The 14,685-nt window shown below is 35.9% G+C and carries 14 protein-coding genes; 10 read left to right on the forward strand and 4 right to left on the reverse strand.

From position 1 onward, the window contains the following. The 5 genes from AC06OU_RS06770 to rbsB form a co-directional block, all read left to right on the forward strand. Window positions 1-522: PfkB family carbohydrate kinase (locus tag AC06OU_RS06770; RefSeq protein ID WP_475854848.1), on the forward strand; the 522-nt coding region annotated here is incomplete at its 5' end. After that, window positions 519-908 (forward strand): D-ribose pyranase, encoded by a 390-nt coding sequence (gene rbsD, locus AC06OU_RS06775; RefSeq protein WP_475854850.1) that lies wholly within the window; start codon window positions 519-521, stop codon window positions 906-908. The genes AC06OU_RS06770 and rbsD, both read left to right, overlap by 4 nt. A 14-nt stretch (window positions 909-922) precedes the next feature. Continuing rightward, window positions 923-2,419 carry a sugar ABC transporter ATP-binding protein gene (locus tag AC06OU_RS06780; protein ID WP_169360415.1) on the forward strand — a complete coding sequence of 499 codons (1,497 nt, stop codon included), beginning with the start codon at window positions 923-925 and terminating at the stop codon, window positions 2,417-2,419. After that, complete coding sequence (rbsC, locus tag AC06OU_RS06785; protein WP_169360416.1) at window positions 2,406-3,347, forward strand: ribose ABC transporter permease; 942 nt, start codon at window positions 2,406-2,408, stop codon at window positions 3,345-3,347. Before AC06OU_RS06780 ends, rbsC begins: the two co-directional genes overlap by 14 nt. Before the next feature lie 15 nt (window positions 3,348-3,362). Then, complete coding sequence (rbsB, locus tag AC06OU_RS06790; protein WP_169360417.1) at window positions 3,363-4,289, forward strand: ribose ABC transporter substrate-binding protein RbsB; 927 nt, start codon at window positions 3,363-3,365, stop codon at window positions 4,287-4,289. Between the two features lie 100 nt (window positions 4,290-4,389). Here the strand turns inward: rbsB and AC06OU_RS06795 are convergent, their stop codons facing one another. Beyond that, window positions 4,390-4,650 (reverse strand): hypothetical protein, encoded by a 261-nt coding sequence (locus AC06OU_RS06795; RefSeq protein WP_475854853.1) that lies wholly within the window; start codon window positions 4,648-4,650, stop codon window positions 4,390-4,392. Window positions 4,651-5,077: 427 nt separating this feature from the next. Continuing rightward, entirely contained in the window at window positions 5,078-5,521 is a 444-nt protein-coding gene (locus AC06OU_RS06800) for an NUDIX domain-containing protein (RefSeq protein WP_475854854.1), read from the reverse strand. Window positions 5,522-5,849: 328 nt separating this feature from the next. Here AC06OU_RS06800 and AC06OU_RS06805 point away from each other — a divergent pair, with 328 nt between their 5' ends. Together AC06OU_RS06805 and AC06OU_RS06810 are read left to right on the forward strand one after the other, a co-directional pair. Next, on the forward strand, window positions 5,850-8,654 hold the full coding sequence (locus AC06OU_RS06805) for a CHASE3 domain-containing protein (RefSeq protein ID WP_475854856.1): 2,805 nt from the start codon (window positions 5,850-5,852) through the stop codon (window positions 8,652-8,654). A gap of 12 nt (window positions 8,655-8,666) precedes the next feature. Then, entirely contained in the window at window positions 8,667-9,524 is an 858-nt protein-coding gene (locus AC06OU_RS06810) for a CheR family methyltransferase (RefSeq protein WP_475854857.1), read from the forward strand. Between the two features lie 122 nt (window positions 9,525-9,646). On the opposite strand, the gene AC06OU_RS06815 is transcribed toward AC06OU_RS06810, so the two are convergent. Next, on the reverse strand, window positions 9,647-10,783 hold the full coding sequence (locus AC06OU_RS06815) for a SpoIIE family protein phosphatase (protein WP_475854859.1): 1,137 nt from the start codon (window positions 10,781-10,783) through the stop codon (window positions 9,647-9,649). A gap of 362 nt (window positions 10,784-11,145) precedes the next feature. Between AC06OU_RS06815 and AC06OU_RS06820 the strand changes: the two genes are divergently transcribed. Together AC06OU_RS06820 and AC06OU_RS06825 are read left to right on the forward strand one after the other, a co-directional pair. Continuing rightward, entirely contained in the window at window positions 11,146-11,622 is a 477-nt protein-coding gene (locus AC06OU_RS06820) for an NUDIX hydrolase (protein ID WP_475854861.1), read from the forward strand. A gap of 74 nt (window positions 11,623-11,696) precedes the next feature. Continuing rightward, window positions 11,697-11,849 (forward strand): DUF1540 domain-containing protein, encoded by a 153-nt coding sequence (locus tag AC06OU_RS06825; protein ID WP_144541288.1) that lies wholly within the window; start codon window positions 11,697-11,699, stop codon window positions 11,847-11,849. 102 nt (window positions 11,850-11,951) lie between these two features. Here AC06OU_RS06825 and AC06OU_RS06830 read toward each other — a convergent pair whose 3' ends face one another. Next, on the reverse strand, window positions 11,952-13,406 hold the full coding sequence (locus AC06OU_RS06830) for a phospholipase D family protein (RefSeq protein WP_251556492.1): 1,455 nt from the start codon (window positions 13,404-13,406) through the stop codon (window positions 11,952-11,954). 203 nt (window positions 13,407-13,609) lie between these two features. On the opposite strand from AC06OU_RS06830, the gene AC06OU_RS06835 reads away from it, so the two are divergent. Beyond that, window positions 13,610-14,587, forward strand: a complete 978-nt coding sequence (locus tag AC06OU_RS06835) for an ABC transporter substrate-binding protein (protein ID WP_475854862.1) — start codon at window positions 13,610-13,612, stop codon at window positions 14,585-14,587. Window positions 14,588-14,685: the final 98 nt, after the last annotated feature.

The raw sequence follows: 14,685 nt of genomic DNA on the forward strand, positions 1-14,685 counted from the left end.
ATGAAAGAAACAATTCAGCAAAGCAAGTTTGTTATTATGCAGCTAGAAATTCCAATTCCTGTAGTGAAATACACGCTAGAGCTTTGCCGAGAGTTAAACGTCCCTGTATTGCTTAACCCTGCGCCAGCTAGTGGATTTCAGCTAGAATTTATGGACTATGTTGCATATTTAACACCAAATGAAACTGAGTGTGAGCTAATATTTGGTCAAAATATGGAAGCAACTTTAGAGCAATATCCAAACAAGCTAATCGTGACGTTAGGTAGTGAAGGTGCTAGATATTTTGATGGAACGAACCATATACTCGTACCCGGATTTAAAACAACTGCCGTAGATACAACGGGTGCAGGTGACACATTTAACGGTGCACTGGCTCATGCACTTGGACAAGAGCTAAGTTTAGAAGAAGCAGTTCGTTACGCAAATGCATCTGCCTCTTTGTCTGTAGAAAAATTTGGTGCTCAGGGTGGTATGCCAAGCCATACGGAAGTAGTAAAAAGATTAGAAGGTGTTAGCAATTGAAGAAACATGGCATATTAAATCGCGACTTAGCTGGAATTTTTGCAAAGCTAGGACATACCGATCAAATTACAATAAGCGATTGTGGGTTACCAATTCCTGATGGCGTTACGTGCATTGATTTATCTTATATCCTTGGGAAACCCTCTTTCGATGAAATTTTAGCAGTTGTGTTAGACGATTTAGTAGTGGAAAAGGCTTATGTTGCAGCTGAGATGAAGACCGCTAATGCAAAAATGCACTATGTAGTGAATAAATCCATTGAACAAGTTTCTGAAGTCTCACATGAAGAATTTAAAGTAATGACTAGACATTCTAAAGTTATTATAAGAACTGGTGAGGCTAGTCCTTATGCAAATATAATCTTACAAGCTGGTGTCATATTTTAAAGGTGGTGGAAGCAATGATTCAGATGACTGGTATTACAAAGGCCTTTAATGGAAATACGGTGTTAAATAATGTGGAATTTGAAATAGCACCAGGAGAAATCCATGCGCTAATGGGTGAGAACGGTGCAGGTAAGTCTACCTTAATGAAAATTCTTACTGGAATTTATACAAAAGATTCTGGTGAAATCACTATTAAAGGAAAGCCGGTTGAATTTAAAAACCCAAAGGAAGCAGAGCAGGCGGGGATAGCTGTAATTCACCAAGAGCTTAATATTCTTCCAGATCTATCAGTGGCTGAAAACTTATTTCTTGGGAACGAAAAAACCCTTGGTAGATCGGGTATTTTAAAAACAAAAGAAATGAACAAGGCTGCTAGAGAAGTGCTTTTAAGTCTGGGATTAGATATAGACGTAAAGACGACTGCAAGAAATCTTTCAGTTGGTAAGCAGCAAATAGTTGAGATTGCAAAGGCCATTTCTTCTAATGCAGAGGTCATCATCATGGATGAGCCGACCGCAGCATTAACCGATAGAGAAATAGAGACACTTTTTGAGACTATTAGAGCATTGCAGGCGAAAGGTGTATCCTTCGTCTATATTTCCCACCGAATGGAAGAAATCTTTGCTATATGTGACCGCATCACTATTCTACGTGACGGAAGCTATGTAGGTGTTAGAAATATCAAAGAAACAAACTTTGATGAAATTGTACAAATGATGGTTGGGAGAGAGCTAGGCGGACGCTTTCCAGACAGAGAATCTAAAATTGGGGATGTAAAGCTAGTAGCAAAAAACTTAACTAGAAAAGGTTACTTCGAGGACATTTCGTTTGAGTTACGAAAAGGAGAAATACTTGGTATCGCTGGCCTAATGGGTGCAGGAAGAACAGAGGTAGTTCAATCCCTATTTGGTTATAAAAAGCTCGATAGTGGAGAGCTAATACTTGATGGTAAGCAAGTGAAAATAAATACTCCACAAGATGCGATAAAGCTTGGTTTCGGCTTCGTAACAGAGGATAGAAAATCTGAAGGATTGATTTTAGATTTCTCCGTAAAAGAAAATTTAGGTATTACAAATTTTAGTAAAATATCTAAAAATGGTGTTGTGAATACGCAAAAAGAAAAAAGCCTCTATGATTCCATGGTAAAAAGACTAGGTGTACGTACTTCTGGTCCAGATCAAACCGTTAAATCATTAAGTGGAGGGAATCAACAGAAGATAGTCATTGCCAAATGGCTAGGTATTGAGCCAGACATCTTAATATTGGATGAACCGACACGCGGTGTAGACGTAGGCGCGAAAAAAGAAATTTACTCCATTGTTAACACACTGGCAGAAAATGGAGTATCTATCATTATGGTATCCTCCGAGCTTCCTGAAATCATTGGAATGGTTGATCGAGTGCTCGTGATGCATGAAGGAAAGTTAACCGGTGAAGTTACCAAAGAAGAAATGACACAAGAAAAAATAATGCATTACGCTACCGGAGGGGACAAAGTTGCTAAAATCTAGTTCACAATCAGTACTACAAAAATTAGGACCGTTGCTAGGACTTATCTTACTAGTGGTCATCATCACTATATTAAGCCCAAATTTTTTAACCGTAAATAACTTAATGAATGTACTTAGACAGGTTTCTATTAATGCGCTTATCGCGTTTGGGATGACCTTCGTTATTTTAACTGGAGGGATTGATCTATCAGTTGGATCAATTTTAGCTCTGACAGGAGCAGTTACAGCAGGATTACTTGCTAGTGGAATGGATCCAATTTTAGCTATGCTAATAGGTCTTATTTTGGGAGCTGTTCTAGGAGCAATTAACGGAATTATTATCTCTAAAGGAAATGTTGCTCCATTTATCGCTACTTTAGCAACAATGACTATATACCGAGGATTGACATTAGTTTACACAGAAGGTAGACCAATATCAGGTTTAGGCGATTCTGTATCTTTTCAAATGATTGGGAAAGGATATTTCTTAGGTATACCTGTACCAGTCGTAACAATGGCTGTTGCATTTGGAGTTCTATACTTTATCTTGAAAAAGACGACATTTGGTCGTCGAGTTTACGCGGTCGGTGGTAACGAGGAGGCTTCTCGCCTTTCTGGTATTAAGGTTGGCCGTATTAAAATATATGTTTACGCATTAACAGGTGCACTAGCAGCACTTGCTTCTCTTATTTTAACGTCTCGTTTGAATTCAGCTCAGCCTACTGCAGGTAACATGTTTGAACTAGATGCCATTGCAGCGGTAGTACTTGGTGGTACAAGCTTAACAGGTGGTCGTGGTTGGATTGTTGGTACTTTAATCGGGGCACTTATAATCGGTGTCTTGAATAATGGTCTAAATTTAATTGGGGTATCCTCCTTCTTCCAGCAAGTGGTGAAGGGTGCAGTTATATTATTAGCAGTATTAATCGATCGTAAAAAAACAGCATAAAGGAGAAATAACTTCATGAAAAAACTTTATTTTGCTTTACTGTTAATCGTATCAATGTTTCTAGCAGCATGTTCATTGGATTCACCTGGCTCTGAGAAATCTGATTCTGAAAAAGGATCTACTGGTTCAGAGGGCGATTACAAAATTGGTTTATCTGTTTCAACTTTAAACAATCCATTTTTCGTAACATTAAGTGATGGAGCAGAAGCGAAGGCTAAGGAATTAGGTGCAGCCGTAACGGTGGTAGATGCACAGGATAATGCTTCTAAACAAGCAAGTGATGTAGAGGATTTAATCCAACAAGGCGTAGATTTGATTATTATTAATCCAGTTGACTCTCAAGCGGTAGTTTCATCTGTGGAATCTGCAAATGCAGCTAATATTCCGGTAGTAACAGTTGACCGTAGCTCAGAGGGTGGAGAAATTGTAGCTCATATCGCATCAGATAACGTTGCAGGTGGAGAGCTTGCAGGTGAATACTTACTTGAATTAGTTGGAGAAGGTTCAGCTGTAGTTGAATTAGAAGGTGTTGCAGGATCTTCTGCTGCTCGTGACCGCGGAGAAGGATTTAACAATGTTGCCGATGGTAAATTAGACGTAGTAGCAAAGCAAACTGCTAACTTTAACCGTGCAGAAGGCTTAACGGTAATGGAAAACATTCTTCAAGCTAATCCAGACATCAAAGGTGTATTTGCTCACAATGATGAAATGGCACTAGGAGCTTTAGAAGCAATTGAATCTGCAGGAAAAGACATTATTGTCATCGGTTTTGATGCTACTGATGATGCTGTAAAATCTGTAGAAAATGGTAAGCTTGCTGGTACAATTGCACAAAAGCCAGAACAAATTGGTGAAAAGGCAATGGAAGCAGCTATCAAAGCATTAAAAGGAGAAGAAGTGGAAGCTTCTATCCCGGTTGACTTAGAGTTAATCAAAAAATAATATGTAAAAGACTGCATACCCACTCAAAGAAACTTGAGGCGTGTATGCAGTTTTTTTATGTATATGATAAAGGTAGATGTTGATTTAAAAGCCTCCTTCATTAGTTAAAAATGAAGATGTAAATTATAATCAGCAAGGAAATCGCTATGATAGATTTAATCCATAATATTTTTTTACTTATACCAGCTTTCCCTTCAAGATAATTTAAGTAAATCATTGTTAAAGGAAAACCTACCAATGCAAATGAAGAATTCCCACCGACGGTTTCAACATATTTGAATAATCCTACTAAAATAACGAGAAGTCCTAGTGTACCAATAGCCATATTAAAATATAAAGTGCCTCTATCCTTTTCCTCCATTTATTTTCCCCCAGTTTTATATCTCTATTTACTATTCTAACTTTAAAAATTATTCCTTCTCAACTTAACTGCAAGTTTAGTTGCAGAAGAATAAAGTCCTTACTCCTAATTGAAGTAAAGATACCCTGTTAGTTGAAAAGGAAGTATTTATATACTTCCCATTACGGAATAAATAAATAATAATGCCAAAGAAGTTCCCATTACATATTTGGAAACCTGTTTAAGTCTATCATTTTCATATGTCTTGGTTAACAAGTAAAAAAATCCGACTACCCAGATTCCATCTAAGAAAAATTTAGAAATTATATTTCTAAACATATTAAAATAGAAAAATGAGTCCATTAATATTCCTCCCATACCTAAAATATTTTATTGTATTTAACTGAACTACTTCTTGAAGGAAAGTACCCGGTAGTTTAATAAGGAATCACTCATAAGTCTTTTCTCTTTTGATATGTTTAATAAAATTATCACCTGAAACAATAATATCCAAAATTCCTTCCGGATAGAATGGTCTTTCGCTTAATTGAGAAATTGTACGCCAAACAAGCTTGATACTTGGAACTTCTTTATGCAAAAGATAATTCATTGTATTATTACTTGAATACCAATGGATTAAGGTGCAATCATGCCTTCTCTTCCCATCATACAGAATAATACTTTCACAAATACAAGCAAGTTGGCCAATGTTCAAAGCTAAATCAAATTCTTCAATTAGCTCCCTTTTTATAGCTTCACCTGCTGTTTCGCCGAATTCTATACTTCCCCCTGGAAGACGGTAAAAACTTTCAACAAAATCACATTGCACAAGAATTTCGGTCTTATCTTCATTAACGATAATCCCTTCAGCCCTTAACAAAGGCAGATTCACATAACCAGCTCCTTAATTGTTGTATATTCACCTTCTACCTCTCTATTCAAAAACCCTTCTTCAACTAAATTGCATCTTTAGTTGAAGTGTAACATTTCAAAACAAACAATCTTATGGAAAATAAAATAACCTTTAACGTATTCTTTTATATATATAGTGCGTTGTGCTGAATAAAATTACCTAGTATCCAAGCCTATTTCCATTTCAAATCTCACATACATTAATATAGTTAATTAGTAAATAAATAATAAGGGGAAAAACTGTTATTTTATATCCATTTCATATACTATTAATAGAGTGAAAAACTATAAAAAGGTAGGAATTAAACATGGGGGATAAATTAAAGCTCGGCCTACGTTCTAAAATTACTGTCGGCTACATTATTATTATTGTATGTTTATTTGCTTCCGTTATCATATTAAACAGTCAAATTCGTTCACTCCAACAAGAGAGAAATAATTTAATAAAATATAATACTGAAGTTGAAACATTGACAAATAATGTAGAAAAATATGTTATGGATATGCAAGCTGGTCAGCGAGGCTTCATCATCACAGGTAATGAAAGTTATTTGGAGCCATACTATAAGGCTGAAGAACAATGGCAGTTAGAGTTTGAACAGCTCTATAACTTATTAAAGGACAAGCCAAATCAGCAAGAAAAGCTAGCAGAGGTTAAAGGGACCATTGAAGTATGGATGGCAGAAGCAGGCGAACGCGCCATCGTATTTAAAAGAAATAACGATGACGAATCAATTCAGCAGTTCTATGCAAATGATCGCGGTAGAGAATATATGCAATCTATTCGAAACCAATTCAATGAGTTTAGAGAGATTGAAAGAGACTCGGCACAAAATGATGCTCAGAAATTAGATGATCGAAATAATATGCTGACTATAGCGTTATTCGGTATTTTATTATTTGTATCAGCTATTGCGATAACGATGGCTAGTCAGATTTCTAAATCAATTGTCAAAACGGTTAAAGATGTTACGGACACTATTAAAAAGATAGCATCCGAGAACGGAGACCGTAAAGAGAGAATAGTTGTTACTACAAATGACGAGATTAGAGACTTAGCAAATGCAACAAATGAGTTATTAGATAATCTAGAAGATAGAGAATGGCTACAAACAAGTCTTGCAGAAACAGTAACGAAATATCAAGGAGTAGGATCCATTGATAAGCTTGCTCGTGTGTTTATGTCCGAGATATCTAAACTGACCAATTCTTCTTATGGAGCATTTTACGTGAGAGAGTCTAACGAGCAAGAAACACGTTTTGTGAAGAAAGCTGCTTTTGCTGATTCTAATCCAGAAAAAGAGATTGGAAGAGAAAGCTTCCGTTTAGGACAAGGACTAGTTGGACAATGTGCCCTTGAGAGCAAGGCATTTGTTTTCAATGAAATTCCAAACGATTATCGTTTCATTTCTACTGGACTTGGTGAAGTACCACCAAAAAGTATATTTATAGTTCCAATTTTGTTTGAGGGTGAAGTAATAGCAGTGCTAGAACTAGCCACTATGTCTCAGTATGACAAACTTCAGCAACAGCTTGTAACACAGATAGTCGAAACGTTTGGTTTATCTGTTAACAGTGTAATGGGCCGTATGGAAATTGTACGACTTCTAAACGAATCTAGAGCAATGACAGAAGAATTACAAGCACAATCAGAAGAACTACAAACTCAATCTGAGGAGCTTCAAACACAATCGGAAGAGCTTCAAATGCAAACAGAAGAACTAACTCAAATAAATGAACAGTTAGAAGAACGAACAAAGGATGCAGAGGCTAAAACAGAGGAACTAGAAAAGATTCGTCAAGAATTGGAAGATAAAGCAGAACAGTTAACGCTTCATTCCAATTATAAATCAGAGTTTCTAGCAAATATGTCACATGAATTACGAACACCATTGAACAGTATTTTAATACTGTCAGAAATGCTTTCAGAAAACGGAAAAGAGAACTTAACTGAAGACGAGGTAGAGTTTGCGAGAGTTATTCATTCGTCTGGTGAAGATCTTCTATCCTTGATCAATGATATTTTAGATCTTTCCAAAGTAGAAGCAGGGAAGATTGACGTATTATTTGAGGAAGTTAATTTAAGCGAGCTTCCGACTCAAATGGATCATATATTCTCACCGGTTGCACAAAAGAAAAACCTAGAGTTCCATGTTACGAAGGAACAAGATGTACCGGATATTTTCTTCACAGATGAAAAACGATTCCAACAAATTATTAAAAATTTATTATCAAATGCATTTAAGTTTACTGAAAAAGGGTCCGTAGATTTATCAATTAAGCGATTGGAAGCTAAAAAACAAACTAAACAAATGCAAGAAATCAGTAAAGAATGGATTGAGATTTCCATCACTGATACTGGAATAGGTATTCCTAAAGATAAGCATGACCTAATCTTTGAATCATTCCAGCAAGCGGACGGGGCAACAGTCCGCAAATATGGAGGAACTGGTTTAGGATTATCTATTTGTAGAGAGTTTGCTAATCTCCTTGGAGGTTGGATTACTCTTCAAAGCGAGGAAGGGTTAGGTAGTACCTTTACTCTAGTTGTACCAAGTCTTCCTAATGGTCCTATTATGGAGCAGATACACTTAGGTCTAGAAGAAGTAGCTCTTACAGACCATTCTGTGGAAGAAGTCCAAGAAGTAGTGGAGGAACATCCAACACTGGAAGAGCAAGAACAGAAGATAAAAGCCCAAGAAGAAAAGCTGGAGTCTCTACCTGAGGACGCAAATGTATTCTCAAATAAAAACGTATTAATAGTAGACGATGATTACAGAAACATTTATGCACTGAAAACAGCTTTAGAAAGAAGAGGTATTAATATTCTTGTTGCGAAAGACGGCTTAGAATGCTTAGATATAGTTCAAAGTAACTCAGAAATAGATGTGGTACTCATGGATATCATGATGCCTAATATGGATGGATATGAGACAATGTCTAGAATTAGAAATGAACTATCTCTAACGGAATTACCGATTATCGCATTGACTGCAAAAGCGATGAAAAATGATAGAGATAAATGTCTAGAAGCAGGAGCTTCTGATTACATTAGTAAACCATTAAATCTAGATCAATTATTCTCAGTTCTTCGAGTTTGGTTAGCATCTTAAGGGAGTAATGATATGGACAATTATTATGAAAATGGTGAGCTCGAGGGAGTTAATATTCAGTATGAGGAAATGGAAGTAGATTTCCTTCTAGAAGCTATATATAGGTTATCAGGATTTGATTTTAGACAGTACAATAAATCTTCTATTTCACGTCGAATACACAATCGAATGAAAATAAATGGCATTTCTACAATAACGGGCTTGCTAGAAAAAGTTATCCATGAAGAGGGTTACTTAGAGCAGTTGTTGAATGACTTTTCGATTAATGTAACAGAAATGTTCCGTAATCCAAGCTTTTTTAAGGCGTTTAGAGAAGAAGTAGTTCCAATTCTAAGAGAATACCCTGAAATCCGCATATGGCATGCAGGTTGTGCAACTGGGGAAGAGGTATACTCGATGGCTATCTTATTAGAAGAAGAAGGGCTGAAGGATAAAGCAGTTATTTATGCCACTGATATGAATGAGCAAGTGTTAGAAAAGGCTAGCAAGGGGATTTTCCCAATTCAAAAGATGCAAGCATATACGAAAAACTATATGCTTGCCGGTGGGAGCAAAGCCTTTTCTGAATACTATAAGGCCGACTATCAACATGCTTACTTTCATCCATCAATTTTAGAAAATATTATCTTTGCCCAGCATAATCTAGTAACTGATCAGTCATTCAATGAATTTCATGTAATCATTTGCCGAAATGTACTCATTTACTTTAACTCTGAATTACAGGAGCAAGTGCAGCAATTGTTTTATCAAAGCTTAAGTCCCGAAGGAGTTTTAGGCTTAGGTGATAAAGAAACTTTGAAATTCTCCCGTGTAATGGAAAATTATCAAGAATTAGTTGGAAGTGAAAGAATCTATCAAAGATATAAATAAGAAGAGGAAACGTGAAATCAATATTTGATTTCACGTTTTTTTGAAGCTAGGTTATAGAAATCTTATCAGTAATAGTAAAAAAGCTTCGAAGATTTATGTTAAAATCTTCGAAGCTTTTTATTTTATTTACACTGAATCATTAAGACACACATGTCATCCGGTTGATCCTGTTGTTTTTCCTTCGGTAATAGATTATCAATTAAAGCATGAGAATGATTCCATTTTTTAGATGTTAATATTTCAATTTGCTTTTCAGACTCTATCTCATCTGGTCCCATTCCTTCTAGAACTCCATCTGTGTATAAAACAATTTGAATATCCTTTTCATAAGTAATGATTTCTTTTTTCACTTCAATTTCATCAAAGAAGCCAACTGCACAGCAGCTCTTACTTATAGGTACAACCTTTTCATCATCAATTAAAGCAAATCCAGGTGGATGCCCGGCATTGACGTATTCTATCGTTTTTTGATCCGTATCTACAACCATATAAACAGCTGTAAAATAATATGGTATGCCAACCTTTTCATTATGTATCAAAACCATATAGCGATTTAGCTCTTTAATTACAAGCTCTGGCTCTACTAATTGTTTAATGGCCTCTCTTAAAACAGAGGATATGAACATACATACTAGGGAAGCAGATATACCATGCCCCATCATATCTAGTAATATAACAGCATATCGATTATCACTTATTTTGTGCCAATAATACATATCTCCGGCTAAATTAAAGGAGGGAAGGTAGGACACTTCGATTTGAATATCTTCTCTTTTTAGAGGAGGGCTTAAAAGGCTTCTTTGCACATGAGTAGCCAAATCCAATTCATACTGGATTTTGTTTTCATGCTGCTTATGCCAGTCTAACTCTGCCTTTAAACGAAGGGCTACTCTAATTCTAGCTAATAGCTCTACTTTGTTGATCGGCTTGGTTATATAATCACTGCCACCGACATCCAATGCCTCTGCTAATTTCTTCTTATCCTCTAAGGCTGTTACAAAAATTATTTGGATATCCTTATATCTTTCTTGCTGTTTAATTCGTCTACAAGCTTCAAGTCCATCTATTTCAGGCATCATAATATCTAGTAAAATTAAATCTACCGAATTACAGGTTGGATTCTGCTCATTGATCTGTAAATAGTCAAATAGCTCCTGGGCTGATTTAAGAGATACTGTATCTTTATAACCAGCACTATCTAACATTTTTTCTATTACAAATAGATTGACCGTGTTGTCATCTACCAGTAAAATCGTCATCGCTTTTTCCCCCTGTAGTGTTTAGAGATAGCATTCACTAACTATCTAGTAATTAATATCTGTTAGGATTCATAAATATCCGTTAAATCTATTATACAAAAGTTTATAGTAATAGGATATTTATAAGCCTACTTTATCGTTATTTAATATATAGCTTCTTATCCTTATCTTGCTAAATATCTCCGTCTACTAGTGTTATATTTCTTATCCATTTATTAATTTCCTCAACAAATTATTATGACATAAAATTAACTAATGGATGAAATGAACTGTATAAAATTATGGTATAATCCGTAAAAAATGTATTTTTTAAAAAATGTATATGGTGGAATGGAGAAAATATGTTTAATAGGGGTGGGAAAATGGATATTTCATTTAAAACAGAGGGTGGTAGGTTCAATTATCGGGTGGCCGGCCTGCTTATAAACGATGGGAAAATACTAATTATGAAGGACGATAATGCTCCTTACTATTATGTTCCCGGAGGAAGAGTTGGCCTACATGAAAAGAGTGAGGATGCTATCCGTCGAGAAATTCTAGAAGAGCTTACGACTGAAGTTAACATCGACCGGCTATTGTGGGTCAATGAAAATTTTTTCGAAGAGGAAGTTTCCAAAGAAAAATTTCATGAGATATGCTTCTTTTATCTCCTATCTTTAAAAAACAATGATCTGTTATGCAAAGGAATTCAATTCACCGAGAATGAAAATGGGAAAGTTCATACATATTATTGGAAAACCTTTGATGAGATTCAAGCGTTAAATTTATTTCCATTATTTTTGAAGGAACAAATTTACGGACTGCCAAAACAGATCAATCATTTAATCGAGATAAAATAGTACATATAAATCTCGCTTTTTAGTATGACTTTTCTCGAAAAAGTTCATGCTAGTAACGAGGAGGTGTGATACTAATGGCTAAAGATGTACTTTGTGAAGTGAACAACTGTAAATTTTGGAGACAAGGGAACAAATGTAATGCAAAAGCTATTTATGTAGTTAGTCGTAAAGGGAACCAAGCTTCCAACAGTGATGAAACAGATTGTAAAACGTTTGAACCGAAGTAACTTATCTAATGTCTATTAATACTCACCTAATCACACGTTCATAAACGTGAAAAAAAAGTACAGCTAGTGTAAGCATCACTAGCTGTACTTTTACAATGAGTATTAATAAGTTGTAATTTTGGTATAGGTTTGGAAAGCATAAATCCAACGCTGCCACCAAGTGAAATTGCTTTGATATTCATCTACCTCTACAGTATACATAGCATCCTCATTGTTCCATAATCTATGAAAATATTGCTCCATCTCTAAGGCTAATTCACTCTCATTGGGGGCAATGATTCTTACGTTACTTTCTAGGTTATAATTTTCTAAAGCACGTTCTGTATAATTTGCTGCACCGCTTGAAATCACTGTATGCTCTGGTGTTTGAATCCATATAGTCTTTGTGTGATACTGGCCGATTACGGTATTATACCATCGTATATTAATCTTCTCATTCGTATCCTCCACTAATTCTTGTACGACTGGGCGATTTGGTAGTCCAGACTTTTCTCGACCAAAGGAGTTTTCGTTCGGATCTAATATAAGATTTACTTCTACCCCTCGATTTGCAGCCTCCACTAATGTGTTGACTATACTCCGTTCGGCTACAAAGAACATGCCTAGCCAAATGGTATCTCCTTTTTTAGTATCATTTATATCGTTTAGCAATGCATCCAATATTTTTTTCTCTGTTAAGTATTGGGCTTGATACTCACCTTCTGCGTTCTCCGTTTTTATTCTAGGAAGCTTAGGACCTCCGGAAAAAAGAGAAACTGCCTCTTCTGCTTCTAAAATATCATTAATGATTGGTCCATCTAACTTCAAAGCAATATTGCCGTGAAAGCCACTGGCATCGTGGGGATTAGAGGTTGTTATTATAGCGGCCTTCTCTGTTACCAAAGCCTTCCGATGGTTTGCCTTTACATTCAATAGAGTCATATAGGAAGCTATAGTCATTTTAGGCGCGTCACTTGCCATAGCATTAGCAATCCAACCTTTGCCACCAATATCGAACCATTGAAAGAAAATACGATAAATACCAGAATAAACAGGTGTAGAATCCCTTAGCTCATCTAAATCTGTATATACAATTTCAACACCCGCATCACGCATTTTTTTAAACCATTCACTTTCGTAAGATCCATACCCTCGATTAAGTGGATCGGTAATAAAAACGATTGGCATGTCGGGGTTAGCCTTCTTCTTTTTTGCGACAGTGGAGGAAAGTGTCTCTGCTATATTAGGGAAGTCCTCATCTTCATCATAATAGCCATCCATCAAAAAGAAATCTAACACCACAAATTCCTCAGCTTCTTCAATCGTTCGATATACCTCATCAAAAATATGATTTTCATGAATGGTATTTGTACCTTTTTGATCTTGTGCAAAGGTCAAATCCGTTAAAAGTTGAATGTTATTCGTCTTATGTAACTCACCTGCAAAGGAAACTCCTTGGGGAAGCGGTTTAAATGTATGCCAAGCAATAACGATTATGTAAATAAGAGCAAACACGCCTATTAAGGAGACTATAATGCGCTTTTTTTTGCTCCATGGCTTTTTAGTTTTTTTAGCCATGAGAAAACTCCTCCTATAAAACTTCTATTTTAAATATAATATTCCCATATTAGTGGTCAGCAAAACTACTAATCCATCAAATATGTACAATTATTTAATTATTATATGTTTTTAAAATCACTATTGTAATAAAGTAAATTTTACGTTATCATGATAATGATAATCGTTATCAATTAAAAATGTAGGAGATGAAACTATTGAGTATGAAAAAGTATTGGATGTTAGGCGCGACAGCAGTGCTAGCTCTAAGTTTAGCTGCTTGTGGAGATAAGGAAAAAGGCTCTACAGAAAAAGCTGAAGTTGAAGCGGAATCAACAGAAGCTTCAGCTGATGGGTTAGATACAGAACAAACACTTACATATTTAGGGGAAGACTATGTAGTACCCTCCAAAGTAAATAATATTGTAGCAGCGAGCTTGGAGTCCATGGAAGATGCGGCTATTTTAGGTATTAAGCCAGCTGGAGTACTTGCAATTGCAAATGCAATACCTACCTATTTAGCGGATGAATTAGAGGGAGCAGCATTGGTTGGTGACAAGTTTGCACCCAATAATGAGGCTATCCTAGCTTTAGATCCCGATGTTATTTTAGGTTCTTCGAAGCATGGAGAAGAAGTTGTGACAGCATTAAATAAAATTCAAACGATGATTCCTTATTCGCATGTATCTACGAACTGGAAAGAAAATCTTACTCTCTTAGGACAATTAGGCGATAAAGAAGCAGAGGTAGAAAAAATTATCGCAGACTATGAGGAAAAAGCTGGACAAGCTAAAGCTGAATTAGGTGAAGCATTGAAGGATAAGGAAGCACTTGTATTACGTATACGCAAAGGAAGTATTAATGCATATCCTGAATCTATTTACTTTAACCCGGTACTTTACAATGATTTAGGACTGAAGGTTCCAGATGTAGTTGCAAAAGCAGAGGCGCAATCAGAATTATCTCTTGAGGCTTTAGCTGAATCGAACCCAGATTACATTTTCCTTCAATTCGAAACAAGTGAAAACACAGATAATGCGGCTGCTTTAGATGAGCTTTTAGCCAATCCGATATTTGGAAGCATAGAAGCTGCGAAAAACGACCAGGTGTTTGTAAACGTAGTAGACCCTTTAGCACAAGGTGGTACAGCGTGGTCTAAAGTGAAATTCTTAGATGCAGCGATAGAGAATTTATCGAAGTAAAGTTAGGTGCGATGAATTATGAAAAACAAAAATACGCTAGCTGTCATCATTTTAATAGTTTCTCCATTGTTCATCGTACTAGCAATAGCTTTATCTAT

It is taken from the genome of Psychrobacillus sp., assembly GCF_056205495.1.

Excerpts from the sequence above, each read along its gene's own strand:
- AC06OU_RS06815 (WP_475854859.1), bottom strand. The coding sequence starts at position 10,783 with ATGACGATTTTACTGGTAGATGACAACACGGTCAATCTATTTGTAATA.
- AC06OU_RS06825 (WP_144541288.1), top strand. The coding sequence starts at position 11,697 with ATGGCTAAAGATGTACTTTGTGAAGTGAACAACTGTAAATTTTGGAGA.
- AC06OU_RS06805 (WP_475854856.1), top strand. The coding sequence starts at position 5,850 with ATGGGGGATAAATTAAAGCTCGGCCTACGTTCTAAAATTACTGTCGGC.
- AC06OU_RS06830 (WP_251556492.1), bottom strand. The coding sequence starts at position 13,406 with ATGGCTAAAAAAACTAAAAAGCCATGGAGCAAAAAAAAGCGCATTATA.
- AC06OU_RS06820 (WP_475854861.1), top strand. The coding sequence starts at position 11,146 with ATGGATATTTCATTTAAAACAGAGGGTGGTAGGTTCAATTATCGGGTG.
- AC06OU_RS06810 (WP_475854857.1), top strand. The coding sequence starts at position 8,667 with ATGGACAATTATTATGAAAATGGTGAGCTCGAGGGAGTTAATATTCAG.
- AC06OU_RS06780 (WP_169360415.1), top strand. The coding sequence starts at position 923 with ATGATTCAGATGACTGGTATTACAAAGGCCTTTAATGGAAATACGGTG.
- rbsB (WP_169360417.1), top strand. The coding sequence starts at position 3,363 with ATGAAAAAACTTTATTTTGCTTTACTGTTAATCGTATCAATGTTTCTA.
- AC06OU_RS06795 (WP_475854853.1), bottom strand. The coding sequence starts at position 4,650 with ATGGAGGAAAAGGATAGAGGCACTTTATATTTTAATATGGCTATTGGT.
- AC06OU_RS06835 (WP_475854862.1), top strand. The coding sequence starts at position 13,610 with ATGAAAAAGTATTGGATGTTAGGCGCGACAGCAGTGCTAGCTCTAAGT.